Annotated in this window: 24 protein-coding genes; 20 read left to right on the forward strand and 4 right to left on the reverse strand. The window is 47.0% G+C overall.

Going from position 1 to position 26893, the window contains the following annotated elements; genetic code table 11:
* The first annotated feature begins 74 nt into the window (after positions 1 to 74).
* A complete protein-coding gene (locus tag ACQCN2_RS02035) occupies positions 75 to 1079 on the forward strand; it encodes a copper amine oxidase N-terminal domain-containing protein (RefSeq protein WP_426927214.1) in 1005 nt (334 codons plus the stop codon).
* A 72-nt stretch (positions 1080 to 1151) separates the two neighbouring features.
* Here ACQCN2_RS02035 and ACQCN2_RS02040 read toward each other — a convergent pair whose 3' ends face one another.
* The 3 genes from ACQCN2_RS02040 to ACQCN2_RS02050 form a co-directional block, all read right to left on the reverse strand.
* Positions 1152 to 1898: a glucose 1-dehydrogenase gene (locus ACQCN2_RS02040; protein ID WP_426927215.1), complete on the reverse strand. Its 747-nt coding sequence runs from the start codon at positions 1896 to 1898 to the stop codon at positions 1152 to 1154.
* A gap of 211 nt (positions 1899 to 2109) precedes the next feature.
* Positions 2110 to 3297, reverse strand: a complete 1188-nt coding sequence (locus ACQCN2_RS02045) for an aminotransferase class V-fold PLP-dependent enzyme (protein WP_426927216.1) — start codon at positions 3295 to 3297, stop codon at positions 2110 to 2112.
* A gap of 171 nt (positions 3298 to 3468) precedes the next feature.
* Positions 3469 to 4398: a superoxide dismutase gene (locus tag ACQCN2_RS02050; protein WP_426927217.1), complete on the reverse strand. Its 930-nt coding sequence runs from the start codon at positions 4396 to 4398 to the stop codon at positions 3469 to 3471.
* Positions 4399 to 4549: 151 nt separating this feature from the next.
* Here ACQCN2_RS02050 and racE point away from each other — a divergent pair, with 151 nt between their 5' ends.
* The 13 genes from racE (at position 4550) to ACQCN2_RS02115 (ending at position 19139) form a co-directional block, all read left to right on the forward strand.
* Positions 4550 to 5365, forward strand: coding sequence for a glutamate racemase (gene racE, locus ACQCN2_RS02055; protein ID WP_426927218.1), 816 nt, complete (start codon positions 4550 to 4552; stop codon positions 5363 to 5365).
* A gap of 100 nt (positions 5366 to 5465) precedes the next feature.
* Positions 5466 to 6527, forward strand: a complete 1062-nt coding sequence (locus ACQCN2_RS02060) for a GerMN domain-containing protein (protein ID WP_426927219.1) — start codon at positions 5466 to 5468, stop codon at positions 6525 to 6527.
* A gap of 173 nt (positions 6528 to 6700) precedes the next feature.
* Positions 6701 to 7507 (forward strand): ribonuclease PH, encoded by an 807-nt coding sequence (gene rph, locus ACQCN2_RS02065; RefSeq protein ID WP_426927220.1) that lies wholly within the window; start codon positions 6701 to 6703, stop codon positions 7505 to 7507.
* On the forward strand, positions 7500 to 8120 hold the full coding sequence (locus ACQCN2_RS02070; protein WP_426927221.1) for an XTP/dITP diphosphatase: 621 nt from the start codon (positions 7500 to 7502) through the stop codon (positions 8118 to 8120). Before rph ends, ACQCN2_RS02070 begins: the two co-directional genes overlap by 8 nt.
* Positions 8117 to 8641 carry a metallophosphoesterase family protein gene (locus ACQCN2_RS02075; protein ID WP_426927222.1) on the forward strand — a complete coding sequence of 175 codons (525 nt, stop codon included), beginning with the start codon at positions 8117 to 8119 and terminating at the stop codon, positions 8639 to 8641. The genes ACQCN2_RS02070 and ACQCN2_RS02075 overlap by 4 nt, the downstream gene beginning before the upstream one ends.
* Positions 8642 to 8769: 128 nt before the next feature.
* Positions 8770 to 10062, forward strand: coding sequence for a trigger factor (gene tig, locus ACQCN2_RS02080; RefSeq protein WP_426927223.1), 1293 nt, complete (start codon positions 8770 to 8772; stop codon positions 10060 to 10062).
* A gap of 91 nt (positions 10063 to 10153) precedes the next feature.
* On the forward strand, positions 10154 to 10738 hold the full coding sequence (gene clpP / locus ACQCN2_RS02085) for an ATP-dependent Clp endopeptidase proteolytic subunit ClpP (protein WP_426927224.1): 585 nt from the start codon (positions 10154 to 10156) through the stop codon (positions 10736 to 10738).
* Between the two features lie 20 nt (positions 10739 to 10758).
* A complete protein-coding gene (clpX, locus tag ACQCN2_RS02090) occupies positions 10759 to 12024 on the forward strand; it encodes an ATP-dependent protease ATP-binding subunit ClpX (protein ID WP_426927225.1) in 1266 nt (421 codons plus the stop codon).
* Positions 12025 to 12288: 264 nt separating this feature from the next.
* The gene (lonB, locus tag ACQCN2_RS02095) at positions 12289 to 14001 is read left to right on the forward strand and encodes an ATP-dependent protease LonB (RefSeq protein ID WP_426927226.1); all 1713 of its coding nucleotides are present in this window, start codon (positions 12289 to 12291) and stop codon (positions 13999 to 14001) included.
* A 169-nt stretch (positions 14002 to 14170) separates the two neighbouring features.
* Complete coding sequence (lon, locus tag ACQCN2_RS02100; protein ID WP_426927227.1) at positions 14171 to 16525, forward strand: endopeptidase La; 2355 nt, start codon at positions 14171 to 14173, stop codon at positions 16523 to 16525.
* Positions 16506 to 17177 carry a ribosome biogenesis GTP-binding protein YihA/YsxC gene (gene yihA, locus ACQCN2_RS02105; protein WP_426927228.1) on the forward strand — a complete coding sequence of 224 codons (672 nt, stop codon included), beginning with the start codon at positions 16506 to 16508 and terminating at the stop codon, positions 17175 to 17177. The genes lon and yihA overlap by 20 nt, the downstream gene beginning before the upstream one ends.
* A 39-nt stretch (positions 17178 to 17216) precedes the next feature.
* The gene (locus ACQCN2_RS02110) at positions 17217 to 18590 is read left to right on the forward strand and encodes a protein O-GlcNAcase (protein WP_426927229.1); all 1374 of its coding nucleotides are present in this window, start codon (positions 17217 to 17219) and stop codon (positions 18588 to 18590) included.
* Positions 18591 to 18674: 84 nt separating this feature from the next.
* Positions 18675 to 19139, forward strand: a complete 465-nt coding sequence (locus tag ACQCN2_RS02115) for an SgcJ/EcaC family oxidoreductase (RefSeq protein WP_426927230.1) — start codon at positions 18675 to 18677, stop codon at positions 19137 to 19139.
* Between the two features lie 60 nt (positions 19140 to 19199).
* On the opposite strand, the gene ACQCN2_RS02120 is transcribed toward ACQCN2_RS02115, so the two are convergent.
* The gene (locus ACQCN2_RS02120) at positions 19200 to 20138 is read right to left on the reverse strand and encodes a DMT family transporter (protein WP_426927231.1); all 939 of its coding nucleotides are present in this window, start codon (positions 20136 to 20138) and stop codon (positions 19200 to 19202) included.
* A 384-nt stretch (positions 20139 to 20522) separates the two neighbouring features.
* On the opposite strand from ACQCN2_RS02120, the gene hemA reads away from it, so the two are divergent.
* From hemA to hemB, 6 genes are all read left to right on the forward strand, one after another.
* Positions 20523 to 21896, forward strand: coding sequence for a glutamyl-tRNA reductase (gene hemA, locus ACQCN2_RS02125; protein WP_426927232.1), 1374 nt, complete (start codon positions 20523 to 20525; stop codon positions 21894 to 21896).
* 66 nt (positions 21897 to 21962) lie between these two features.
* Positions 21963 to 22787 (forward strand): cytochrome C assembly family protein, encoded by an 825-nt coding sequence (locus ACQCN2_RS02130; protein WP_426927233.1) that lies wholly within the window; start codon positions 21963 to 21965, stop codon positions 22785 to 22787.
* A gap of 12 nt (positions 22788 to 22799) precedes the next feature.
* Positions 22800 to 23453, forward strand: a complete 654-nt coding sequence (locus tag ACQCN2_RS02135; protein WP_426927234.1) for a precorrin-2 dehydrogenase/sirohydrochlorin ferrochelatase family protein — start codon at positions 22800 to 22802, stop codon at positions 23451 to 23453.
* Complete coding sequence (gene hemC, locus ACQCN2_RS02140; protein WP_426927235.1) at positions 23450 to 24394, forward strand: hydroxymethylbilane synthase; 945 nt, start codon at positions 23450 to 23452, stop codon at positions 24392 to 24394. Before ACQCN2_RS02135 ends, hemC begins: the two co-directional genes overlap by 4 nt.
* Positions 24391 to 25899: a uroporphyrinogen-III C-methyltransferase gene (gene cobA, locus ACQCN2_RS02145; RefSeq protein ID WP_426927236.1), complete on the forward strand. Its 1509-nt coding sequence runs from the start codon at positions 24391 to 24393 to the stop codon at positions 25897 to 25899. Before hemC ends, cobA begins: the two co-directional genes overlap by 4 nt.
* 12 nt (positions 25900 to 25911) lie before the next feature.
* A complete protein-coding gene (gene hemB, locus ACQCN2_RS02150) occupies positions 25912 to 26892 on the forward strand; it encodes a porphobilinogen synthase (RefSeq protein ID WP_426927237.1) in 981 nt (326 codons plus the stop codon).
* Position 26893 lies beyond the last annotated feature (1 nt).

The following is a 26893-nucleotide window of genomic DNA, read 5'->3' on the forward strand; positions in this document are numbered from 1 at the left end:
AAATTTTAATCTCCTGCAACCTTTTAATGGATATGCACGTTTAAAAGGTACAGCACGAGAAGGAGGAACTAAACATGAAAAAAGCAGCATCCGTAACATTAGCAGTAGCACTTCTTATGGCAAGCGCTCCAGCGACATTTGCAAACGCAGAACTTCACGTTGATTCCAAAGCTAGTGTCAGCGACAAAGGTGTGAAGGACAATGGAGCCAAGGGTCAAAAAGGAACCGAGCACAATAACGGTAGTAGTGAAAGCAAAAAACCAGGTACTACTGATGAAGAGACAACTGGCAACACATCTTCAGAAGTAAATGCGGATACCAATAAAGAGATTTCTGCAAAAGTAAAAGAAGCCGTAAAAACGAAAAAACAGTTAATCGAACTTCGCCAACAGCTGAAAAAAGCAGATGAAATTACACCAGAATTGAAAGCTACATATGAAGCGCTAATCTCATCTCTGAAAGATTCGTCTGATCTTGGACAAGCGATTGAGGTACAAAAAGAGCTTCTGCAACGCGTTTATCAAAAAGGTGACTACTCACAGTTTGTAAAGTTGGGGGAACTGTACAAAAAAGCAGACTCCACTGATTTGAATACATTCGTGAACGGCGAGGAACCGAAATTTGATGTGAAACCGTTTGTTGAAAAAGGTCGTGCGATGGTTCCAATTCGTGCAATTAGCGCCGCTTTGAAGGCTGATGTGAAATGGGACCCGACTACACGTACCGTCGTCATTACTCGCGGTGACAATACAATCACACTGTATCTGGATAAGAAAGAAGCGTCGGTTGGAGACAAAACCGTAACATTGGATGCGACACCTGTAATTAAAAAAGGACGTCTTTTCCTGCCGTTGCGTTTTGTAAGCGAGAACTTGCAAGCTACTGTCAATTACCAAGAAGAAGGCAAAATTATTATTATTGACGATAGCAGCACTTCAACTAGTAACCCTACTCCGTCAACAGGAACAACAACAGGAACTTCTACAGATACAACAAGCACATCTACTACTGATGCAACTACTAGCACGATGGATTCTACTAGCACAGTAAGCTCTACAAGTACTACCACACAACAATAGTAGATTCCATGAAGAAACCCTCGCTTTGATGGCGAGGGTTCTTTGCGTTTTTCGATTTTACGATGAATCTGTCTAGGGATAATAAATCATTTTTCTCGTCATGCCGCCATCGATAATTAACTCGGTTCCGGTGATAAAGTCATTGGAACTGTCCGTCAGAAATAGGCAGGCACGAGCCACATCTTCGGGAGTCCCCACACGCTGGGCGGGATGTTGGAGATGATCCTCGTCACGAAGGGCAGTATAATCGCCCGTTTCTATCCAGCCAGGACTGATGCAATTCACGCGAATACCGTCTGGTCCAAGCGATACGGCCAGTGCATGGGTCAAGGAGAGAAGACCGCCTTTGGACGCCGCATAGGCTTCCGTATCCGGTTCGGACATATGGGCTCTTGTCGAGGCAATATTAATGATGGCACCGCGAGATTTCTCACGCATGAGCTTGGCCGATTCACGCGCCAAGAGGAACGCGCCCCGTAAATTCGTATTGAGAATGGCATCCCATTCCTCCACAGTGATTTCATACGGAGATTTCCAGAAGGACCTCCCAGCATTGTTTATGAGTACATCCAAGCGTCCATATGTATCTTCTATTCCATGTATCACCTTACTGATCTCTTCTGGAACACTTACATCCAATTGCAGCAAAGCTGCTTGTAGCTTCTCAGACTCAATCAAGTGAACAGTCTCGGCCGCAATTGATTGGTTTATGTCAGCCACCAGCACCATTGCACCCGCTTGCGCATAGCTAATAGCAATTTGGCGCCCAATTCCTCGGCCAGCCCCTGTCACGAGAACAACTTGCCCAGATAGTTTCATCACACTTCCTCCTTGCATTCAAACGGTCATGACCATGACCCCCTCTAAGCTAGGGGGTGAAATATATTTGTCCGCTTTGCGGTTACAATCGCTTTATCAAATATACGATCAGGGTATCACGAACGTGAAACAATGAGCAAGAATATACCCTTCGAAAGAAAAATGCCTCCGTCTACTAGAACGGAGGCTTCGAGGCGAAGGGGAGCATTATTTAACCGCGACGATTCAAGATAGAGGAGAGAACTGTACAGAAACGATCAATTTCTTCGTCAGTATTGTAATAATGGACGGAGGCGCGGATTAATCGTTCAAGCTGTCGATCTTCCATATCAAGACGAGCGGAGCCAGGACCGATGGAATGAACGTTCATATTTTGAGAGGCAAGCTCTTGCTTGATCCTTACGGTATCTAGCTGTTCGCTGGTAAATGTTACAATGCCGCATTTCTCCTCTCCAATGTCCGTAACCCGTACGCCTGAAATCTCTTCAAGCTTGGATCGAAGTTGCTCAGCGAGAGTGACAATTCGTGTGGATACTCTTTCAATCCCGAGATCCAACAGGTAATCAACGGCAACACCAAACCCGATTTTGATGGCCTGATTGGACTCCCAATTCTCAAAGCGACTTGCATCTGGGCGGATCACATAACGGTCTTTGGCAACCCATTCAGCAGAATGACAATCCAAGAAAGGAGGCTCCAATTGCTCGATCAACGCTTCCCGAACGTACAGGAAACCTGTTCCCCGAGGACCGCGTAGATACTTTCTGCCTGTAGCAGTCAGAAAATCACATTGAATCTCATTTACATCAATGGGGATTTGGCCAACTGATTGGCAGGCGTCAAGCAGATAGTATGCGTTTGATTGCTGTGCTATTCGCCCGATTGCCGCCGCAGGATTAATGAGACCACTATTTGTCGGGACGTGATTAATTGCGATCAGCTTGACGCGTTCGTCCATCATCTGTCGAAGGGCTTCTACCGAGGTTTGGCCATACTCGTCATTGGGGATGACTTCTATACCTGCACCCGTTCTCTTGGCTACTTGCAAAAAGGCAATGTAGTTACTGCAATATTCAGACATGCTGGTGAGAATACGGTCTCCCTGCTGAAACGGAATGGAGTAAAAGGCCATATCCCAAGCTGCTGTGCTGTTTTCAAGAATGGCAATCTCATGGGGAAGACAATGAATCAGTTGACTGATGGCATGGTATACACGGTTGATTCGTGAATCAGCTATTGCCTGTGCTTCATATCCACCACGTAGAAGTTCTAATTGATGATGCTCGTTCATGGCTTCCACTACTTGTCGTGTCATCAAAGCTGCTCCCGCATTATTAAAATGAAGGACATGCTCACAGCCTGGGGTATCCTGACGAAGTTTAGAGATATCGAGGTTCATGGTCGGACTCCTTTTTTATCTTTATTTTGATAGATATATTCCAGAATATAGATATAAATCCTGTTTTCATCTATAAAAAAGAGCAGTTAATCTTATGGGATCAACTGCTCTTGTCATGCTATAGGTATTCACCAGACGATGACTAAGTTAGGTTAAGCGATTCATTGGTCGTTAGTACGGTTGCCACCTTAAGCGACGAGCTTGTAAGTATCGCTCCTGCACAGCAGGCCAATTCACAATATTCCACCATGCCTCGATATAGCGTTTGCGATCGCTGCGATACCCGAGCCAGTATGCGTGCTCCCAGACGTCCAAGACAAGCAGTGGAATTGACTCCCATTGGGTAAGCAGATGATGCTCCTCTGCTTGCAAAATCTCAAGATGTTGGGCGCGTGGTGACCAGGCCAGAATTGCCCAACCTGGCCCTTGAACATTTTCTGCGACTTGAGAAAATTGCCGTTTAAAGGCATCAATTGAACCAAAATCACGAATAATTTGATCCGCTAATTCTCCTTGGGGATTGCCGCCTCCTTTAGGACTCATGACATCCCAGAAAATCGTATGCAGATAATGTCCTGCTCCGTTAAAGGCTGCTTCTCGTTCCCAATATCTGATTAGGTCGTAATTGTTCGTTGCGCGTGCCTGAGCAATCATCATTTCGGCTTTGTTCAAACCATTCACGTAATTCTGATGAAGTTTATCATGATGGATTCGCATGGTTTCCGCATCGATATAAGGTTCCAATGCGTCGTAGGAGTAGGGAAGCGGAGGCAATTTATGCCCGCCGACAGGTACGGGGCGCGCCACAGGGATTTGTTGACGCTGTGTGGTATCCACTGATGATTCTTGCACCAGCTTGAGAATTTTTTGAAAGTGTTTCTGAACATCTTCTGCCTTTGTGCTTAACAAGACAATCTCAGATTCAGTCTTATTCGAGGTATTAAATAACGTGGCTTTTTCTCCTATTTCTTGAAAAGCAGAGTGAAACTTATGAAGTTGTCGCTTCACATCTCCTTTGATCTGTGGTTTATGCTGCAAATACTGCACCCACTGTTTCCCCCACTCACTCCAGTTCACGAGATGTTGTACACGATCCTCCAAACTGATTCCTCCTTAATCTAGACAGTTAAACCCCATTCACTATATGTTCAATGCCCAAATTGGGTTCAACTGGGTGTACGTGAAGTAGCGTGTACATCTTGTTTCGCATATTTTATGATCACGTATGTAACTACCCAAAGGGGTTTTGAGAATGGACAACAGGAGAGCAATCGGCATCATTGATTCCGGGGTAGGCGGTTTGACGGTTGCCAAAGAGGTGATCCGCCAGCTTCCACTAGAGCAAATTGTTTACTTCGGTGACAATGCAAGATGCCCATACGGACCACGATCTCCGGAAGAAATTCAAACGTTTACGAATCAGATGATTCAGTTTGTGAGCCAGTTCCATTTAAAAGCACTCGTGATCGCTTGCAATACGGCAACGGCTGTCGCGCTTGGGAAGGTCAAAGCTCAGGCCACGCTACCGATCATTGGCGTAATCGAGCCCGGTGCGCGTACAGCGATTATGACTTCAAGATCAAGTCGAATTGGTATTATTGGCACGGAAACGACGATACGTACCGGAGCATACGAGCGCGCCTTGTATCGCATCAATCCCGATTTATATGTTGTAGGCTTGGCTTGTCCAGAGTTTGTCCCATTGGTGGAAAATCAATTGCTGCATACACCAGAAGCTAAGAAAATCGTTGCGGATACCTTGAAGCCCCTTTGTTATGAAGAGTTGGATACATTGATTCTAGGTTGCACGCACTATCCGTTACTGGCTCCGCTGATATCGGAAGTGATGGGAGATAGTATTTCGATCATCAGTTCAGCAGAGGAAACGGCAAGGGAATTAAGTACAATCCTATCCATGCGTAACCTCCATAATTCATCTTTTACCAGCGTGAACCATCGCTTTTTTACCAGTGGAGATGCCGATATTTTTAGAGAAATCGGGGAAGAGTGGCTGGGATTTGAGATAGAGGTGACCTCTCAAACATTAGAAGAGATTTTTCAGGTTTAGCTTTTCTTCCCTTTTGGCTGAATCTTAGGACAAAGCAAGCATAAACCCAAGCCCTGCTCGTATACATGATAGTACAAAGTGTTGCGAGGAGGATGCAGACATGACACCGAAGGGTATAGGAAAAGTTACGGCCGTTTTGGGATTAAGCGCATTGCTTTTATCGGGTTGCGGTCTTTTTGGGCCTGCAAAGGAAAGTATGAGTATGGATCCGCCACAGCTCACGCAGGATGCCAATTTGACTGGGACGAATGATCCCAACGCCGCCGGTCAGGAAGGAATTACTACTACTGAAAAGCAAGGCACGGTCGATCGCATGGTCTACTTGCTTGATAACAACGGATTCGTGGTTCCTGTCTCGATGACATTACCTAAGTCAGAAGGGGCGGCGAAGCAGGTACTGGCCTATATGGTAAAAGGCGGACCAGTCGAGTCGCTGTTGCCTGAGGGCTTCCACGCGATTCTGCCTGAAGGAACCAAAGTAATAGGGTTGAATATCAAGAACGGTACCGCAACCGTGGACTTCTCTAAAGAATTCAAGAAATACCAACCATCAGAAGAAAAGAAAATCATTGACGCGGTTACCCGTTCACTAACCGAGTTCCAGGCGATTAAAAATATCTCTATTTGGGTCAACGGAAAGCCTGTATCCGAGATGCCATCTGATCACACTCCCGTCTTTTCACTGAATCGCGATAACGGGATCAATGTAGAATTGGCCGATCATGCTATACCTGGAAGAACGACTCCAGTCACACTTTACTTCCAAGCGCAAGCGAATGACAAAAAAAGCTACTTTGTACCTGTCACACGGTTGATTCCTCAAACCGAAGACGTAACCAAAGCAGTGGTTGAGGAATTGATCAAAGGACCGAAGAGCGATTCGCAGTTGTTTAGTTCCTTCATGCCTTCCACCAAAGTCCTTGATGTGAAGAACAGCAACGGTACGGTTGTGATCAACTTGAGCAAAGATGTACTGAAATTCGACAATGGCAAGGAAGCCAACCCAGAGGCCATGGAATCGCTTGTCCTCTCGCTAACTGAAAATACAGGAGTGAAACAAGTACAGGTGATGGTCGAGGGCAAACCGCTTACCGCTGCAGGTTCTATGAACTTCACGAAGCCTGTATCGCGTCCCATCCAAATCAACGCGATGCCGTTTTAACCGTCAATCCGCATTAAAGGAAATCCACGCCTTCACTGCGTGGATTTCTTGATTACATATTGGTGCCCGAGGAGGAAACTGGCATTCAGTTAAGAGCCTTTGGTATAATGAGCGGGAATGGCTGTCTTCCGGAATTTCACGATGAAATGGACAGCAAGCTAGGAGGAACATAAATGAGACACAATGAACGAGCAAACAATCAGTTACGCCCTGTAAAAATTACGCGTAATTATAATAAACATGCGGAAGGATCTTGCCTGATTGAGGTAGGGGACACCAAAGTAATTTGCACAGCGACAATTGAAGATCGTGTTCCTCCGTTTATGCGTAACGGTGGCAAAGGCTGGGTAACAGCCGAATACGCCATGCTTCCCCGCGCCACAGAAACCCGCAATGCCCGTGAAGCGGCCAAGGGAAAATTAAGCGGCAGAACCATGGAGATTCAACGATTGATTGGTCGAGCCTTGCGTTCGGTTGTGAAGCTGGAGGCAATGGGGGAACGCACTATTTGGTTAGATTGTGACGTCATTCAAGCGGATGGAGGAACCAGAACAGCTTCAATTACCGGCGCATTCGTGGCGATGGTCGACGCGATGCGCAAGCTGGTGGAAGCGGGAACCTGGAAAGAGTTTCCGATCACCGATTTCCTCGCCGCAACATCTGTTGGCATTATTAACGGAGAAGCGATGCTCGATCTTGACTATAAGGAAGATTCATCAGCCATCGTCGATATGAACGTGGTTATGACCGGAGCGGGCAAGTTTGTGGAGCTGCAAGGAACCGGGGAAGATTCTCCGTTCAGTTACGAACAATTGCAGGAACTTCTTTCACTGGGTACGAGTGGAATCCACAGTCTCATTGCCGCTCAGAAGGAAGTTTTGGGAGAAGTAACACTATACGGCCAAGCAGCCCAACAAGCCCAGCCAACAACAGAGAAGGGGTCAACAGCCCGGAAAAGTGGAGAGACCAGCAATGTCTAAAGAAAACGAGAATAAGAAAATGCAAGTTGTGATCGCTACACGCAATCAAGGAAAAGTGCGTGAATTTAATTTCATGTTTCAACAGCTGGGATGGGAAGCAGTCAGCCTGGCTGAGTTCCCTGATGTGCCGGAAGTGGTAGAGGATGGCGAAACCTTTGAGGCCAATGCCCGTAAAAAGGCTGAGACGGTTTCTCGCTTCCTTAATATGCCGGCAGTGGGAGACGACTCGGGACTTCAAGTGGATGTCTTGGGAGGTAAGCCAGGTGTTTACTCCGCGCGGTTCGCAGGAGAAAAGGCAACGGATAAAGACAATTGGCAGAAACTGCTCCGAGAACTGCAAGGGGTTCCCAATGAGCAAAGAACCGCTCGTTTCCGTTGTACCTTAGCTTTTGCGAGACCGGGTGAAGAAACAATGATCGCTGACGGCAAGTGCGAAGGGGTTATCCTGCGCGAACCGGCTGGCACGAACGGGTTTGGATATGATCCTGTGTTCTTTTTGCCTGACCGTTTATGCACCATGGCACAACTCGATCCATCGGTCAAAAACAAGATCAGTCATCGTGCCAACGCCTTACATAGCCTAGTTGAACAAATCAGGGGGATGGGTGTGTGAGTATCCTGATTCTTAGTGATACGCACGGGTTGCGCCATGAAGTGAACAAAGTGGTAGAAAGGCACCAGCTGGAGCAGATTTTTCATTGTGGCGATTTCTGCGTTGATCGGACGAAAGAACCTTTCCAGAGAATGAAGATGGTTAGAGGGAATTGCGATATGGATAGGATGGTGCCAGAAGAGGCTCAGTGGACTTGGCGGAATTTGCGGATCTATCAGACACATGGGCATTTGTACAATGTCAAAAGCTCTCTTTTGAAGCTGCATTATCGCGCGGAAGAAACCAACGCCAATCTGGTGATTTTCGGACATTCACACGTGCCGACCTGTGCGGTGGAGCGGGGAATCCTGTTTCTCAACCCAGGAAGTTTGCAGCTTCCAAGAGGGTTCCGTGTTCCTACCTATGTCATACTCGATCAGCTTGCCTCTACTCCTGAGCAAGTAACGGTAGAAGTGAGCTATTATGACGATCAGGGGAATCCGGTTACAGAATTAGGCGGGGAATTTCACATTCGTGCTTGACTTCTTGAAATTCTTTTCGTATGTGATATACTGTAATGGTTATAATGGCTGCTAAATGCACTCTGACACGAGGTGTCATCCAGTGTCGGAAGCATTTTTTTGGATCCAATGTAGGAGGGGAAGTTTAAGTGGTAGCAAAATGGGAAAAGTTAGAAGGTAACCAAGGTGTATTGACGATTGAAGTTGAATCCGGTCAAGTAGATGAAGCCTTGGATCAAGCATTTAAAAAAGTAGTTCAAAAAGTAAACGTGCCAGGTTTCCGTAAAGGTAAAATTCCTCGCAAGATGTTTGAATCGCGTTTTGGCGTAGAATCTCTCTACCAAGACGCTCTCGATATTTTGCTTCCAACTGCTTACGGACAAGCTGTTCGTGATACTGGTATTGAGCCAGTAGATCGCCCAGAAGTAAACGTAGAGCAAATGGGTAAAGGCGAAAACCTCATCTTCAAAGCAACTGTTGTTGTAAAACCAGAAGTGAAACTGGGTGACTATAAAGGTCTTGAAATCGAAGCAAAAGATTTCTCCGTTTCCGAAGCTGATGTCAACGATGAATTGAAACGCATGCAAGAGCGTCACGCTGAACTGGTAGTTGTAGAAGAAGGTACTGTTGAGAACGGTGATAACTTGCTGATCGATTTCGAAGGCTTCCAAGATGGAGTAGCATTCGAAGGCGGTAAAGCGGAGAACTACTCTTTGGAAATCGGATCCGGCACATTCATCGCAGGTTTCGAAGAGCAATTGGTTGGACTTTCTAAAGGCGTAGAAAAAGAAATCACAGTAACTTTCCCAGAAGAATATCATTCTCCAAACCTTGCAGGTAAAGAAGCGGTATTCAAAGTAACTGTGAACGAAATCAAACGCAAAAACCTGCCAGCTCTTGACGATGAGTTCGCTAAAGACGTAAGCGAATTCGATACCCTTGAAGAGTTGAAAGCAGATACTACCAAGAAATTGGAAGAACGCAAAGCTCAAGAAAAAGACAACTCTATTCGTGAGCAATTGGTGATCAAAGCGACTGAAAACGCTGAGATCGATCTTCCAGACGTAATGGTAGAACAAGAATTGGATCAAATGGTAAACGAGTTCGCTCAACGCCTCCAATACCAAGGCATGGATATTGAGCTGTACTACCAATTCTCTGGCATGGATGAGAGCATGCTTCGCGATCAATTCCGTAACGATGCAACAACTCGCGTACGCTCCGCATTGGTGCTTGAAGCAATCGGCAAAGCTGAGAACATCACAGTAGCTGAAGAAGATGCGACAGAAGAATTGAATAAACTCGCTAGCATGTACAGCCGCCCAGCGGATGAACTCCGTAAGATTTTTGCTGCTCAAGACGGTTTGGCTGGTCTCTATCGCGACATTCAAACTCGTAAAACAGTAGATTTCTTGGTTGCAGAAAGCAAAGTAAACGCATAATCTAAGTACAAGGCACGAATGTTTCTTTCGTGCCTTGTTTTTCCAAAAATCACCCATACATAAGAACTTAATGTAAAGGAGGAAAGTGACAATGTTAATCCCTATGGTCATTGAGCAATCTAATCGTGGCGAACGCGCATACGATATCTATTCCCGTTTGTTAAAGGATCGAATTATTTTTTTAGGCAGCGAAATCGATGATGAAGTTGCCAATCTGGTTGTCGCGCAGTTGTTGTTTTTAACAGCTGAAGACCCAGATAAAGACATAAGCTTATACATAAATTCACCAGGTGGTTCCGTAACCGCCGGTATGGCCATTTACGATACGATGCAGTTTATCAAGCCGGATGTCTCGACGATCTGCATTGGTATGGCAGCAAGCATGGGCGCTGTTCTCTTAACAGCTGGCGCCAAAGGCAAACGCTATTGCTTGCCAAATAGTGAAGTCATGATTCATCAACCGTTGGGCGGAGTTCGCGGCCAAGCCGAGGATATTCGTATTCATGCGGACTGGATCTTGAAAACCAAGCGTCAACTCAATGAAATTCTTGCCGAACGCTCCGGTCAGCCTTATGAGAAAGTAGAACGCGACACTGATCGTGACAACTTCATGAGTGCAGAAGAGGCAAAAGCATACGGATTAATTGATGACGTCATTTCTTCTGTTGGAAAATAACTGCATGAGAGGTGAAGCGAATGTTCAAGTTTAACGACGACAAAGGCCAGCTGAAATGCTCGTTCTGCGGGAAATCTCAGGAGCAGGTTCGTAAGCTGGTAGCTGGACCTGGAGTCTACATATGCGATGAATGTATTGAACTCTGCAATGAAATCGTTCAAGAAGAATTAGGCGGCGATGAAGAAATCGACTTGAAGGAAATCCCCAAGCCGATGGAAATCCGCAAAATTCTGGACGACTACGTAATTGGTCAGGATATGGCAAAGAAATCCTTGTCCGTTGCCGTTTACAATCACTATAAGCGCATCAACACTGGAGCCAAAATCGAGGACGTGGAATTGCAAAAATCCAACATCGTGCTCATTGGACCAACTGGTAGCGGTAAAACCTTGCTTGCCCAAACACTGGCGCGCATTCTCAATGTACCTTTTGCAATTGCGGATGCCACCTCTTTGACAGAAGCAGGTTACGTTGGTGAAGACGTAGAGAACATTTTGCTGAAACTAATTCAAGCTGCGGATTACGATGTAGAGAAAGCCGAGAAAGGTATTATCTATATTGACGAGATCGATAAAGTAGCACGCAAGTCCGAGAACCCATCCATCACTCGCGATGTTTCCGGTGAAGGTGTTCAGCAAGCGCTTTTGAAAATTCTCGAAGGTACGGTAGCAAGTGTGCCGCCTCAAGGTGGACGCAAGCATCCGCATCAGGAATTTATCCAAATCGACACCTCCAACATCTTGTTTATCTGCGGCGGTGCTTTTGATGGTATTGAACAAATCATCAAGCGCCGTATCGGTAAAAAAGTGATTGGATTTGGTGCCGAAATGGTGGAAGGCGTAAAAGGCGATCTCAAAACAGGGGAATATTTGAAATATGTGCTCCCTGAAGATCTGCTGAAATTCGGGTTAATTCCTGAATTCGTCGGACGTCTGCCGGTTCTCGCTACACTGGAGCCGTTGGATGAAGAGACGCTCGTCCGCATCCTCACTGAGCCGAAGAACGCTTTGGTCAAACAATACCAAAAGCTTCTTAGCATGGACGGTGTGGAGCTTGAATTCTCCGAGGGAGCCCTTAGCCAAATTGCTAAAGAAGCAATTAAGCGTAACACAGGCGCTCGTGGACTTCGTGCCATTATCGAGCAGATTATGCTGGATATGATGTACGAATTGCCGTCTCGCGAGGATATCAACAAGTGCCAAATCACGGAAGAAACCGTCCGTGACAAGGTGAAACCGCTCTTAACCAACAAAGAGGGCGAAGAGGTTCAAAGCGAAAGCGCATAAGAAAAAAATAAATAAATAAAAGGAGCAAGGCAGCCACCTAGTGGGGCCTTGCTCCTTTTATTTTCCATTCGCGTAAGCCTAACAGAAAAGACTTCGTCACTCACAGCTCATTTTAAGCAGACAGCTGATGCTTCTAGTGAGCTTAAACAGAGCACCAGAGGGACGAAGTCTTTTCTGTTTACTCCGCTCTTCCTGAGGCAATACTACTCAATATAGTTTTGAGAGAAAGGGTACATACATCGGAAAGAGCGGGAGGGAATACAGATGGAGTACACAACCTTAGTCATTGCGGTAATTGAAGTAGTTGTTGGGATTATTATCGGGACGTACTTTTTTAACTTGTTGAAATCGCAGCGAACAACCAAAACCTCTGTGGACAAAGAATCTCGCAAAGAAGTGGATCAGCTGCGGAAATTGAGGATGATTGCGTTAACAGAGCCGTTATCAGAGAAAACACGCCCGAGCAAGCTGGAAGAAATCGTTGGGCAAGAAGATGGACTTCGAGCCTTGCGTGCCGCGTTATGTGGACCCAATCCACAGCATGTGATTATCTATGGACCTCCAGGAGTAGGGAAAACAGCAGCGGCTCGTGTCGTGTTGGAAGAGGCGAAGAAGAATTCATTCTCTCCGTTCAAGAATGACGCCAAGTTCATTGAAGTGGACGCGACAATCGCCCGATTTGATGAAAGAGGGATTGCTGACCCGTTAATTGGTTCTGTTCATGATCCGATTTATCAGGGTGCAGGTCAATTAGGGCAAGCGGGGGTCCCTCAGCCGAAGCCAGGCGCTGTTACCAAAGCGCATGGGGGTGTCCTATTTCTCGACGAGATCGGCGAATTGCATCCCATTCAAATGAACAAATTACTTAAGGTATTGGAAGATCGCAAAGTGATGCTGGAAAGTGCGTATTACAGCGAAGATAATAGCCAAATCCCTTCACATATTCATGATATTTTTCAATATGGATTGCCGGCTGATTTTCGATTGGTCGGGGCTACTACTCGCACTCCGGAGGAATTGCCTCCCGCACTGCGTTCTCGTTGTCTGGAGATATTCTTCAGATCGCTCAAACCACTGGAGATTCGCAGCATCGTTTTAACAGCAGCGGAGAAAATGGAGATTGCCTTGCAAACGGAAGCGGCTCATGTCATTGAGAAGTATGCAACGAACGGACGCGAAGCCATTAACACATTGCAAATTGCCGCTGGAATTGCGCTTACCGAGAATCGTACTTCAATTGAGCAAGCTGATGTAGAGTGGGTGGTTCATAGCAGCCAGAAGTCTCCGCGTCATGAAAAACAAGTGCATCAAACACCGCAAATTGGTCTGGTGAACGGGTTAGCTGTGTCTGGTCCCAATATGGGTATAGTTATGGAGCTTGAAGTGACAGCGACACGAAGCAAAGCGGCAGGAGCAGGTCGAATCAACATGACCGGACTCGTAGAGGAAGAAGAGATGGGTGGTGGAAGTCGGACCATTCGCCGCAAATCCATGGCCAAAGGTTCGATTGAAAATGTGTTAACCGTACTGGAACGCTTGGGTGAGAAGCCGTTTGACTACGACTTGCATATTAATTTTCCAGGGGGGATTCCAGTCGATGGTCCATCGGCAGGGGTAACTATCGCGGTTGCCATTTATTCGGCGATCCGTGGTATTCCGGTAGATAATTTTGTCGCTCTGACAGGTGAAGTCAGCATTCACGGCAAGGTTAAGCCGGTCGGAGGAGTCGTTGCCAAAGTGGAGGCGGCCAAGCAAGCTGGGGTGAAACGGGTCTTGATTCCGGAAGAAAACTGGCAATCGATCTTTTCAACGCAAGAAGGCATCGAAGTCATTTCAATTTCTAATGTGGAAGAGGCCCTTCGTTTAGCCCTCACTACAGTCCCTGAGATGGCTAGTGAGTTAGTTGAGGTCATAGAGCCAATCACACTATCCATGCAAACTGCCGAGGTAATCGCCTCTCCCAATCTGCCAATGTAAAATTGGGTAAATTCCCTTTACTGTTAGATAATGGAATATAATGAGCGGAAACTGCTGAAATCGAGCCATAAATTTTACTTTCGTACTCGTTTGCGCTAAAATGGTACGAAAACGCCTCAAAGGCTAGAAAATAGAACCATTTGACAAGAGGATTGGGAGGTGCATGGCCATGGAGGAACGTTCCGGTAAACGCGACATTCCATTGCTGCCATTACGCGGTTTGCTCGTCTATCCGAGTATGGTGCTTCATTTGGATGTAGGTCGTGAAAAGTCGATTAAAGCGTTAGAGAAGGCTATGGTCGATGATAATCATATTCTGTTGGCCACGCAAGAAGAGGTATCGATTGAGGAACCAACAGCAAAAGAGATATATAGCGTAGGAACAGTGGCACGCGTCAAGCAGATGCTCAAGCTTCCAAATGGCACGATCCGTGTCCTTGTAGAAGGGTTGCAGCGCGCGCGGATTGAGCAATTTTTGCAAGAAGAAGAGCACTTCGAAGTATCCATCAGCTATTTGTCCGAGACAACAGGCGATGAGAACGAAGTGGAAGCTCTGATGCGTACGGTTCTCAGTCATTTTGAACAGTACATTAAACTGTCCAAAAAGGTTTCCCCCGAGACCTTTACTTCCGTTAGTGACATTGATGAACCAGGCAGACTTGCCGATGTGATCGCTTCGCACTTGCCGCTGAAGATGAAAGACAAGCAAGAGATTTTGGAGACGACAGAGGTTCAACTGCGCTTGGAAATCTTGCTGGGCATCTTAAATAACGAGCGTGAAGTGCTGGAGCTTGAGCGCAAGATTGGTCAACGAGTAAAGAAGCAGATGGAAAAAACGCAAAAAGAATATTATCTGCGTGAACAGATGAAAGCGATCCAGAAAGAACTCGGTGACAAAGAAGGACGCGCGGGCGAAATTGACGAGCTTCGAGAACAGCTCGATAAAAGCGACGCTCCTGAACGCATCAAGACAAAAATTGAAAAAGAACTGGAGCGTTTGGAGAAGATGCCTTCCACCTCTGCGGAGGGAAGTGTCATCCGTACGTACATAGACACTCTTTTGGCGTTGCCATGGACGAAGAAAACAATCGACAATCTTGATATTAAGCACGCCGAACAGGTATTAAACGAAGATCACTACGGACTGGAAAAGCCAAAGGAACGCGTGCTGGAATACATTGCTGTGCAAAAGCTGGTGAATAAGATGCGCGGCCCGATTCTCTGCCTTGTAGGACCTCCAGGGGTAGGGAAGACCTCGCTTGCCCGTTCCATCGCTCGTGCTCTGGAACGTGAATTTGTCCGAATCTCCCTTGGGGGTGTACGCGATGAAGCGGAAATTCGCGGTCACCGTCGCACCTATGTCGGCGCGATGCCAGGTCGAATCATTCAGGGAATGAAGCAAGCGGGTACGGTTAATCCAGTATTCCTGCTAGATGAGATCGACAAGCTCGCCTCTGACTTCCGCGGAGACCCTGCATCCGCTCTTCTTGAGGTGCTGGACCCGAATCAGAACGACAAGTTCAGCGATCACTATGTCGAAGAGACTTACGATTTGACCAATGTCATGTTTATTACGACAGCCAACTCGCTTCACACGATTCCTCGCCCGTTGTTGGATCGCATGGAGACGATTCATATCTCCGGCTACACCGAGCTGGAGAAGCTGAAAATCATGCAAGGCTATCTCTTTCCAAAACAATTGGAAGAACATGGACTTGGCAAAGATAAGCTTCAAATGAATGAAGAAGCGATGCTAAAAGTCATCCGTCAATACACCCGAGAAGCTGGTGTTCGCAACGTCAATCGCGAAGTGGCTAATATCTGTCGGAAAGCCGCGAAGGTGATCGTAAGCGGTGAGAAGAAGAAAGTTGTGATCACCGCCAATACGGTCGAGCAGCTTTTGGGTAAACCGCGATTCCGCTATGGCCTGGCTGAAAAAGAAGATCAGGTCGGCTCTGTAACGGGCCTGGCGTGGACAGAAACAGGCGGAGATACACTGAACGTGGAAGTCAGCATTCTTCCGGGGAAAGGCAAGCTCACGCTGACCGGTCAATTGGGTGATGTGATGAAGGAGTCTGCTCAGGCAGCGTTTAGTTATATCCGATCCAGAGCTTCTGAGTGGAAGATTGATGCTGAATTCCATGAGAAGAACGACATCCACATCCACGTGCCAGAAGGAGCTATTCCCAAAGACGGTCCGTCAGCGGGGATAACGATGGCCACAGCCCTAGTTTCCGCGTTGACTGGGGTGCCTGTGCGCAAGGAAGTAGGAATGACAGGCGAGATTACGCTAAGAGGCAGAGTGCTTCCAATCGGTGGTCTGAAGGAAAAATCACTCTCCGCCCACCGCGCGGGTCTTACCACGATCATCCTGCCAAAGGATAATGAAAAAGATATTGAAGACATTCCAGAAAGCGTGAGAGCAGAAATGAAGTTCATCCCGGTTGAGCACATGGATGAAGTTCTCGCTCATGCTTTGATAAAGAATAGATTGGTGAAAAAAAGTGAAAATTACGTCCGCTGAATTCATAATTAGTGCAGTAGCACCGAAGCAATATCCGACAGATGGCCTACCAGAAATCGCTCTGGTAGGTCGCTCCAATGTCGGTAAGTCTTCGCTTATTAACAAAATGATGAACCGTAAGTCGCTTGCCCGGATCAGCTCAAAACCGGGGAAGACACAAACGTTGAACTACTATCTGGTCAACCAGTCGCTCTTCTTCGTTGACTTTCCTGGATACGGATACGCCAAGGTATCCAAGTCCATCAAGGGTCAATGGGGATCCATGATCGAGACCTATTTGAAGAAACGCGAAGTCTTGCAATTTGTCGTTCAGCTCATCGATATTCGCCATCCTCCTACCAAGGACGATGTAGCGATGTACGACTGGTGCAAGGAGATTGGCCTACCGACTGTCATCGTAGCGACCAAAGGCGACAAGATTGCCCGAGGCAGATGGCTGCAACATACCAAAGTCATTCGCCAGACCCTGCGGCTTCGTGAAGGGGATTCCATGATTGTTTTCTCTTCGGAGACTGGACAAGGGCGAGACGAATTATGGGGCGAGATTAATCGCAGATTGCGCGGTGAACCCACTGGAGAATCCGTGAAAGAAGCAGAGAAAAGAGCTGCTACCGAAGTGCAAGCCGCAACCGATGGAAATACCGATTCTTAGAGAAGGCTGCTTTTCTTTTCCACAAAGGAGGGGAAGTAGTTGAACCAACATCAAGGTCTAAATGAATCACCTGTATTTAGACTCCGGGGAGTAATCGAGGGATTTTATGGCAAGCCATGGACCATGGAAGAACGCCTGGAGATGATGACGTTCATCCATCGTCACGGCTACAATACGTATTTCTATGCTCCGAAGGATGATCCGTATTTGCGTGATCGATGGCAAGAGGATCATCCCACCCGACAGTTTGAGTTGCTTCAACAACTGATCAGGCACGCAACGCAATTAGGATTGGATTTTACCTATTGCATCAGCCCGGGATTAAGCATGAAGTATTCGAGTGAAGAGCATTTCAATAAGCTGCTTCATAAATACAGACGTGTGTTTGATGAGGGCGTTCGACAGTTCAGCATATTATACGATGATATTCCAAGTACGCTTTTGCATGCTGAGGATCGACAGTCTTTTCAGGACCTGGCAGATGCTCATGTTCAAGTGACGCTGGCTCTTTGGAAGCATTTGCAGGACTGGTCCGAGGAGACTCGCTTGATTGTCTGTCCCACCCAGTATTTCGGGATGGGTGGAGAGCCGTACATTCAATATTTGGGTCAGAATCTGCCGCCAGAGATCCCGATCTTCTGGACAGGGAGGTTTATCTGCTCTCCATTCTTAACAGAGCACGACGCACAGCGATTCGAAGCCTATACGGGGCATCCTCCGTTATATTGGGATAATTATCCGGTGAATGATCTGCTTATGGCGGATGAGCTTCATATCGGCCCCTTGCTTCATCGTGATCCGCATCTTAACCGTCATGCCTGTGGGTATGTAGCCAATGCCATGGAACTGTCGGAAAGCTCCAAGATTCCGCTCATTACCATCGCAGATTATCTGCGGGATCCCGAACACTACGATCCTGAGGAATCGTGGTCGCGAGCCATCCGCGAGGTGGTGGGGGCGAGTGACGCCGAGGCTTTTCAACGTTTTGCGGATAACGTCCGCGGTTCGTTTCTCAACGATCAGGAATCGCCGCAATTATTGGAAGCTTTTCATGAGTTTCGCTTTCGTTATTTGCACCACGATCAGGAGGCTGCGGTTTCCCGCTTAATGAGAACCTTCCGGGAGATGGAACAGACCGCCTCGTATTTATTGCATCGAATGAGCAACAAGAAGCTTGCGAGCGAGGTAAAAAGCTGGCTGAATAAGTACTGGCATTGGGCCAAAGTTGGGCAAGCGGCTGTTTCTCTGATCGATCAGGGCAGGAAGGGAAAGCTCATTCGAGCCGCATATCAACTGGTTCGATTGAAGTTGTGGTTGAAGCGAACGGAGAAGATCCCGCGCAAGGTCTGCGGCAATGTCGTGAAACTGTTTACGGATATCGTACTCCAGGAAGTGCAGAAGCAACGGGGATAAAACAAAAGAGTCAATTGTCATTAGACAAATTGGCTCTTTTTTAAACGAAGCGCCAGATAAGTTCCCTGATCAGGAGGTAGCGAGATGACAACTGAAGGAATACATGAGATTCAATCCGTGTATTATCGATTGGTAGAGGCTTGGAACAATCAAGATGCTCGCGGGATGGCGGAGCTTTTCCTGGAGGAAGGTGAACTTATCGGATTCGATGGGAGTCAGGAGATAGGGCCCAAGAAGATATTTGAGCATGTTCACCCAATCTTCGAGAACCATCCTACCGCGAGATTTGTATGCAAAGTAAAAGATGTGCGAGTGCTCAGTTTGAATGTAGGCATTTTGCGAGCCATCGCAGGCATGGTACCACGTGGACAATCCGACATTAATCCACAGGTCAACACGCATCACACGCTGGTTGTCGTTAATCAGAATGAGAAGTGGCGAATTCAGCTCTTTCAGAATACCCCGGCTCAATTTCATGGAAGGCCGGAGCTGGTCGAGCAGATGACGGAAGAATTAAGGGAGCAGCTGAAATCAATTCGTGACGCCTAAATAAGCAACAAAAAACAACCAATTGCGACTGGGCAACTGGTTGTTTTTTTTTCAACGAATTCAAATGACCGAGCGCTGATCTTTCTCGCTCACCTGCGTTTTGCGCCAATTGGCGATCCAGACGGTTAACGGAAGCTCTGCTAGGATCATGCCAAAGAAAATGAGAGAACAGCCGAGAATCTGCAAGCCGTTTAGAATCTCGTGGATCCACAAATAAGAGGTGACCGCGGCAAAAACGGGTTCAAGCGAAAAGATCAAAGCAACGCGCGTAGAGGACGTTTGCTTTTGAAAGGCGGTTTGAGCCAAAAAAGCAAGTGCCGTAGCGAGAATTGAGGTGATAAACAGGCCCCAGGCGACATCAGGATTGAACATTACACTTGCATCAAGCATCAATTGCCATTTTTCAAAAAATAGCGCATATAAAAAGGAGAGGACAGCCACTGTAGAAATCTGCACGATGGCGAGTGGCAAAGCCGCAAAAAGGGGCGCGTATTTACCCGTAAACACGATCTGCAAGGCAAAGCATATCGTACATCCAAAGACTAACAAATCACCGAGATTGGGTTCCATAGATCCTTTCGCTGTTAATAAAAACAATCCGAACATCGCCATCAGAACCCCTACGATTGCCGGCCACTTCACTTTTTCTTTTAAAATGATCATAGCGAGCAACGGGACAAGAACCACGCATAATCCAGTAATAAAACCCGCTTTGGACGGAGAAGTATACACGAGACCCATCGTCTGTAGCGCGTATCCCGCGAATAGCCACAAACCTAGAAAGGCTCCGGAACGAAGCAGCCTCGCGTCTAGCAGTGGTTTCTTATTCGGCGAGAACCAATAGACGATCATTAAGAACAAGGCCGCAATAAAAAAACGAGCGGCGTTGAATGTATTGGGTGGGAGAATGGCCACAGCATTCTGCACAACGACAAACGTAGTCCCCCACACGATTGCGACCAGAATTAGTGTAAGATCAGCAATTAATGGTTTTTTCACAACTCTCCCTCTTTTCTTCCCATCCGGATTTTTCTCTGATGAATGATAACTTTTCCTAGTATATCAGCGATAACCAATAAGGCGAATAGGAATTCACAAATTTTCGAATAATTTATTGTGAAGTTGATCACACCATAACATGGGAAGTTTTGTTATTTTATTCTGTGAAAAACGTCTCGACGTTTTTCATAAAATTGGATGTGACCCGATAGAGGTCAACAAACCGGTCATGACCGGTTTGTTACATTAACCCAAAAATAGAAGGAAAAAGTATAGAAGCGTTAAAAAACTTTTCACATTTTATAGGAATCTACATGCGGGATGATGTTATAATAGTAGTGCTATTTATGATCGAAAAAGCAAGAAATTTCTGGGAGGAAGGCTATGCAAATCTTAATGTTGGGCCTTAATTATAAAACTGCACCTGTTGAAATCCGCGAAAAGTTTACTTTTAGCGACGGCAGCACACCTCGTGCGCTTCATCTCCTCTCCCAGACGAAGAGCATCCTGGAATGTGTGATATTGGGTACTTGTAACCGTACGGAAGTATATGTCGTGTGTGATCAGCTGCATACGGGGAGATTTTACACACGCAACTTTTTGGCGGAGTGGTTTGGAGTGGATAAGGACTCCTTCCAAGAACATCTGTATATGAAAGAAAACGAAGATGCGATTGACCATTTGTTCCGTGTTTCATGCGGACTGGATTCCATGGTGATGGGTGAAACTCAAATCCTTGGGCAAGTGCGCGAGTCGTTCTTGCTCGCCCAGCAATATGAAACAACTGGAACGGTTTTTAACACACTGTTCAAGCAAGCGGTTACATTGGCGAAGCGAGCGCATACCGAAACGGCGATTGGTCAGAATGCGGTCTCTGTGAGCTATGCGGCGATTGAGCTTGGCAAAAAAATCTTCGGTTCTTTCTCCGGCAAACAGGTTCTGATTCTTGGTGCCGGTAAGATGGGCGAATTAACCGCCAAGCATCTGCACTCCAATGGTGTAGCCCAGGTTGTTGTCGCCAATCGCACACTGGAGAGAGCAAGAGGACTGGCTGAGAAGTTTCAAGGAGAAGCTTGCACCTTGGATCAGTTGTCTTCCGCGCTGCAATCGGCTGACATCGTGATCAGCTCTACGGGGGCCTCCGAATATGTGGTCACCAAAGAGCACTTGAAGCCTCTCATGAAGTTGCGTAAAAGCCGTCCACTGTTTATGATTGATATTGCCGTCCCACGTGATTTGGATCCGGCGATTAACGAGCTGGACAACGTCTTTTTATATGATATTGATGATTTGGAAGGCATCGTGGCTAGCAATATGGCGGAGCGTTCCAAGGAAGCGGAGAAAATTGAAGAATTCATCCGGGAAGAAATTGCGGCGTTCAAAGCTTGGTTCCAGACACTTGGCGTTGTGCCTATGATCTCTGCGCTGCGTGAGAAAGCGTTTGCGATCCATGGAGATGCCATGCGTAAAATTGAGAACAAGCTGCCTAATCTGGACGAGCGTGAGCTGCATATTATTCGCAAGCACACCAAAGGTATTATTAATCAATTGCTTCATGACCCTGTCGTGAGATTAAAAGAGTTGGCTGTTGAGAAGAGTGGCAGTGAAGTATTAGAGATTTTCTCCACGATCTTTGCTTTGGAAGAAATTCTAGATCGCAATAAACAAGAAGATGTATGGGATCAGGAGAAAGAACGTCGTCTGGTTCGCGATAAAGCGCTTGGCGCTCAAGCGGCGGTGAAGTCACTGCATGACTAATGCGGTCAGCTTGATCAGAATGTAAACATCATAAAAATATAGCAGCAGAAAGAGAGGAGACAGAGTATGGCGGAAGCGAGATGGATCTACGATTTGACGATCTTTCTCTACGCAGCTAGTGTCCTCTTTTATTTTCACGACTTTTTACACCGAAACCAGCGAGCGAACCGGATTGCTTTCGGATTGCTTGCTGGTGTCTGGGTCACGCAAACGGTCTTTTTTATCTCGCAGATGTCTGCCAAGGCGTACTTTCCCGTACTTACCTTGTTTGAGACACTCTTTTTTTATTCTTGGATACTGGTAACGCTTTCCTTATTAATCAATTACTTCTTTCGGATTGATTTGCTGGTATTTTTTACGAATTTGATTGGATTTTCGGTAATGGCGCTCTCTATGTTCATCTCCAGCCCGGCAGGACCTACAATTGCTCATCCGGAAGCGGCCTTATCAGAGCTACTGTTTATCCATATCACGATGGCGATTATCAGTTACGCCGCTTTTTCATTGTCGATGATCTGCTCGGGACTGTTTTTGCTGTTACATAAAATGTTGAAGCAGAAACGATGGTCTCCACTAATCAGGAGATTGCCCAGTCTTGATCAATTGGAACGGTTCACTCACCAATTAAACATGTTAGGAGTTCCTTTGCTTCTTTTATCCATTATCTTGGGAACTATTTGGGCCCATCTCGTTTTGCACGGCCAATATTGGTTGGATTCAAAGGTTTGGCTCTCTGTGATCGTGCTGATCTTCTATTCGTTCTGGCTTTATAAATGGATGATGAATGATTGGCAGGGACGCAAACTTGCAACCTGGAATATGATTGCGTTTGTCGTGTTGCTCATTAATTTCTTATTATCAGATATCTCCAAATTTCACTATTGGACTTAAGGGGGAGTCAGGATGAAGAAACATTATCCCCTGATGATTGATTTAACAGGACGATTCTGTCTGGTTGTGGGAGGCGGAGAGGTAGCAACCCGCAAAGTAGAATCACTCCTCGAAGCTGGGGCAATCGTGACAGTCATTTCACCTGATGGACTTACCATATTGGAGGAGTGGAGTGCCCAGGGGTCCATTCAATGGGAAAAACGAAGCTTCATGATCGATGAAGGGGTAGACCAGTACAAACTGGTAGTAGCCGCTACCAATAACCCCGAGGTAAACCTGTCCGTGTATACGGCAGTGACGCGAGTGGGCGGTTGGATCAATATTGTGGATCGACCGGACTTGTGCAATTTTATAGTTCCTTCCACTGTTCACCGGGGGAAGCTTGTCATTTCGATTTCTACGTCAGGTGCGAGTCCTGGTCTGGCCAGCAGGATTAGACAGAAGATTGACCAGGAATTCGGGCCTGAATACGAAGGGTACGTCAATTTTTTAGCCGAGGTTCGGGAACATGTGCTGCAAACGGTGGATGATCCCAAGCAACGTCGTGCCATCTTCCGTCAATTATTGAATGAAGAGTATCTCACAGCAACGGATGAAGAGCGAAATCTTAAGGTAGCCGCCTTACTTGATCATACGAAACAGGCGGGCGCAGGGAGGCAATCATGAGAAATTGGAAAGTTGGAACGCGCAGAAGTATGTTGGCGCTTACTCAGACGGATTGGGTCATTGAGCAATTGAAAGCGCTTGACCCAGAGTCCACATTTGAAAAACAAGAGATCGTGACCAAGGGAGATCGAATCGTCGAGGTTACGCTTTCCAAGGTGGGTGGTAAAGGCCTGTTCGTGAAAGAGATTGAACAGTCTTTGCTCGACCATGAAACCGATATGGCGGTTCACAGCTTAAAGGATATGCCTTCTGAATTGCCACAGGGATTGGTCATTGGAGCCATTCCGAAGCGAGTTGACCCTCGTGACGTGCTGATCTCCAAAGACGGAAAAACGATTGATGAATTGCCGCAGGGAGCGATTGTCGGCACAAGCAGTCTTCGCCGTTCTTCCCAGCTTCTCGCGTATCGTCCCGATCTTCAGATTGAATCGATTCGCGGAAATATTGACACCCGTCTTCGCCGCTTACGCGAGGACAACTTTGATGCGATTATCCTCGCCGCAGCAGGGCTGGAGCGTGTCAAATGGGCTGGAGAAGTGACTCAGTTCTTGCCTGTAGAGATCAGTCTGCCGGCAGTTGGTCAAGGCGCACTTGCCATTGAGTGCCGTTCGGATGATACAGAGATGTTAGAGCTGCTTCAGAAGTTTGATCATTTGCCGACTCGCTTGGCAGTAACTGCTGAGCGCGCATTCCTGCACAAAATGCAGGGAGGCTGTCAGGTTCCAATTGGCGCCTATGCTACAATTGCACAAGAAGATCGTGGAGAACATCCTTTGATTACGTTAACCGGTATGGTAGGTTCGCCAGACGGAAAGTCAATTTTTAAAGAGACGGCAACAGGTCATGATCCGGTCGCGCTTGGTGTAATGATTGCGGATAAATTACTTGCAAGCGGAGCCGGAGAAGTACTAGCGAAGGTATTGGAGGAGAATCGCTCATGAGTAAAGGGAAAGTATATCTGGTTGGCGCAGGCCCAGGGGACCCGAAGCTGATTACATTGCGTGGTCTGGAAACCATCAAGCTTGCAGATTGCATCGTCTACGATCGTTTGGCAAGTCCGCGACTGTTGGCGCATGCCAAACCGGATGTTGAGTTGATATATTGCGGGAAACTGCCTGATCGCCACACCCTGACACAGGAAGAAATCAATCAGGTGCTGGTGGATAAAGCGTTGGAGGGCAAAGTGGTGACTCGCCTTAAAGGTGGAGACCCTTCCATTTTTGGACGTGTGGGTGAAGAAGCTGAGGAACTGGTCAAACACGACATTCCTTTTGAGATCGTACCGGGTATTACCTCTGGTATCGCTGCGCCAGCATACGCGGGTATTCCAGTGACTCATCGCGATTTCAATTCTTCCATCGCGATTGTGACAGGTCATGAGCGACCTGAGAAAACAGAAACGAGCATTAACTGGGAGAAGCTCGCGACTGCTGTAGAGACGATTATTTTCTACATGGGCGTAGGCAATCTTCCATTTATTCGTGAGCAACTCATGAAGTATGGACGTTCACCGCAAACGCCTGTAGCACTTGTCCGTTGGGGAACGACTGTGCAGCAAGAGACGTTGGTGGGAACTTTAGAGGATATCGTCGAGAAACGGGAAGCTGTGGGACTCACTAACCCAGCGATTATTGTCGTGGGTGAAGTGGTGCAATTAAGAGAGAAGCTACAATGGTTCGAGAAGAAGCCGCTATTTGGCAAGCGCATTCTCGTCACTCGCGCAAGAAGCCAGGCAAGTGATTTGTCTGAGCGGATTGCGGAGCTGGGCGGAGAAGCGTACGAATTCCCATTGGTTAAAATGATGCCGCCGCGCGAGAGTCAGCCGCTTGACGAGGCTCTCCATGATCTGGGAAGCTATGATTGGGTGATGTTTACCAGCATGAATGGCGTTGCTTTCTTCTTTAAACGCATGCGTGAGCTGAAAGTGGACATTCGGACGATGAAAGCCAAAATCGCCGCAGTGGGCCCCAAAACGGCAGAATCACTGGAAGAAAAGGGCTTGACGGTAAGCGTCCTTCCAGGCGAGTACCATGCAGAGGGATTGCTGAACAGCTTGCAAGGGCAACTGAAAGCAGGAGAGAAGGTTCTTCTGCCGCGTGCTGATATCGCGCGTAAAACTCTCCCAAAAGAGCTTTCAAACCTCGGACTAGAGGTGACGGAAGTGGATACTTATGATACGGTTATAGATGCAGGCAATGTTGAAGAAACGATTGAATTGTTGCAGGATAAAGCCATTCAGATCATTACGTTTACGAGTTCTTCCACGGTGAAGAATTTCGTGCAGGCCATGCAAGGTCAGAACCTTTCACAACTGCTGGATGGGGTTCAAATCGCTTGTATTGGACCCATCACGGCTGATACAGCAAGAAGCTTAGGACTTAACGTTGACCTGGTAGCGAATGATTCAACAATTCAAGGGTTGGTTGACTGTATCATACGTGGGTAAGGAGGAATCGATATGGTAATGCAATTTGAGCGACATCGCCGCCTGCGCAGCAGTGTAGCCATGCGCAATTTGGTGCGTGAAAATCACGTCCGACTGGAGGATTTGATTTATCCGCTGTTTTTTGTTGAAGGTACTGGAATTAAAAATGAAATCCCCTCCATGCCAGGAGTTTATAATTACTCGCTCGATCAGTTCGAAGCGGAATTGGATGAGATTGCGGAATTAGGCATTCAAGCCGTGTTGTTGTTTGGCGTTCCCGATCATAAAGATGCTGTTGGAACAGAGGCTTATGCCGATTCAGGCATTGTGCAGCAAGCCACTCGCATGATCAAAGAACGTTATCCCCAGATGCTTGTCATCGCGGATACCTGCCTGTGTGAATATACAGACCATGGTCATTGCGGAGTTGTTCACGACGGCATTATCGAAAACGATGAATCGTTGAAGCTGCTCGCGGCAACGGCTGTTTCGCAAGCGCGTGCCGGTGCGGATATTATCGCTCCTTCCAACATGATGGACGGTTTCGTCTGGGCAATTCGTGAAGCGCTGGACGAAGCTGGCTTTGAGAATATTCCGGTCATGTCCTATGCGGTGAAGTACGCTTCTGCCTATTACGGTCCGTTCCGAGATGCGGCTGGTTCGACTCCACAGTTTGGCGACCGCAAAACTTACCAGATGGACCCGGCCAATTCGCGTGAAGGAATTCGCGAAGCCGCTGCAGATGTTGAGCAGGGCGCTGACTTCTTGATTGTGAAGCCTGGCTTGGCTTATATGGACATGGTGATGCGTATTCGCGAGAACTTCAATCTTCCGGTTGTGGTCTATAACGTAAGCGCCGAGTATTCGATGGTGAAGGCTGCTGCTCTTAACGGTTGGATTGATGAAGAACGCATCGTGATGGAAACGATGGTTGGCTTTAAACGCGCGGGTGCTGATATGATTATCACGTACCATGCCAAAGATATCGCTAAATGGCTGCGAGGAGGGAAATAGT

Origin of the sequence: Brevibacillus ginsengisoli (assembly GCF_050113715.1) — a bacterium.
Taxonomy (GTDB): Bacteria; Bacillota; Bacilli; order Brevibacillales; family Brevibacillaceae; genus Brevibacillus_H; species Brevibacillus_H ginsengisoli.

What these genes read in the sequence shown, in the direction of transcription:
- ACQCN2_RS02035 (WP_426927214.1), top strand. Translation starts at nt 75, where the DNA reads ATGAAAAAAGCAGCATCCGTAACATTAGCAGTAGCACTTCTTATGGCA.
- ACQCN2_RS02040 (WP_426927215.1), bottom strand. Translation starts at nt 1,898, where the DNA reads ATGAAACTATCTGGGCAAGTTGTTCTCGTGACAGGGGCTGGCCGAGGA.
- ACQCN2_RS02045 (WP_426927216.1), bottom strand. Translation starts at nt 3,297, where the DNA reads ATGAACCTCGATATCTCTAAACTTCGTCAGGATACCCCAGGCTGTGAG.
- racE (WP_426927218.1), top strand. Translation starts at nt 4,550, where the DNA reads ATGGACAACAGGAGAGCAATCGGCATCATTGATTCCGGGGTAGGCGGT.
- ACQCN2_RS02060 (WP_426927219.1), top strand. Translation starts at nt 5,466, where the DNA reads ATGACACCGAAGGGTATAGGAAAAGTTACGGCCGTTTTGGGATTAAGC.
- rph (WP_426927220.1), top strand. Translation starts at nt 6,701, where the DNA reads ATGAGACACAATGAACGAGCAAACAATCAGTTACGCCCTGTAAAAATT.
- ACQCN2_RS02070 (WP_426927221.1), top strand. Translation starts at nt 7,500, where the DNA reads ATGTCTAAAGAAAACGAGAATAAGAAAATGCAAGTTGTGATCGCTACA.
- clpP (WP_426927224.1), top strand. Translation starts at nt 10,154, where the DNA reads ATGTTAATCCCTATGGTCATTGAGCAATCTAATCGTGGCGAACGCGCA.
- clpX (WP_426927225.1), top strand. Translation starts at nt 10,759, where the DNA reads ATGTTCAAGTTTAACGACGACAAAGGCCAGCTGAAATGCTCGTTCTGC.
- lonB (WP_426927226.1), top strand. Translation starts at nt 12,289, where the DNA reads ATGGAGTACACAACCTTAGTCATTGCGGTAATTGAAGTAGTTGTTGGG.
- lon (WP_426927227.1), top strand. Translation starts at nt 14,171, where the DNA reads ATGGAGGAACGTTCCGGTAAACGCGACATTCCATTGCTGCCATTACGC.
- ACQCN2_RS02115 (WP_426927230.1), top strand. Translation starts at nt 18,675, where the DNA reads ATGACAACTGAAGGAATACATGAGATTCAATCCGTGTATTATCGATTG.
- hemA (WP_426927232.1), top strand. Translation starts at nt 20,523, where the DNA reads ATGCAAATCTTAATGTTGGGCCTTAATTATAAAACTGCACCTGTTGAA.
- ACQCN2_RS02130 (WP_426927233.1), top strand. Translation starts at nt 21,963, where the DNA reads ATGGCGGAAGCGAGATGGATCTACGATTTGACGATCTTTCTCTACGCA.
- ACQCN2_RS02135 (WP_426927234.1), top strand. Translation starts at nt 22,800, where the DNA reads ATGAAGAAACATTATCCCCTGATGATTGATTTAACAGGACGATTCTGT.
- hemC (WP_426927235.1), top strand. Translation starts at nt 23,450, where the DNA reads ATGAGAAATTGGAAAGTTGGAACGCGCAGAAGTATGTTGGCGCTTACT.
- cobA (WP_426927236.1), top strand. Translation starts at nt 24,391, where the DNA reads ATGAGTAAAGGGAAAGTATATCTGGTTGGCGCAGGCCCAGGGGACCCG.
- hemB (WP_426927237.1), top strand. Translation starts at nt 25,912, where the DNA reads ATGGTAATGCAATTTGAGCGACATCGCCGCCTGCGCAGCAGTGTAGCC.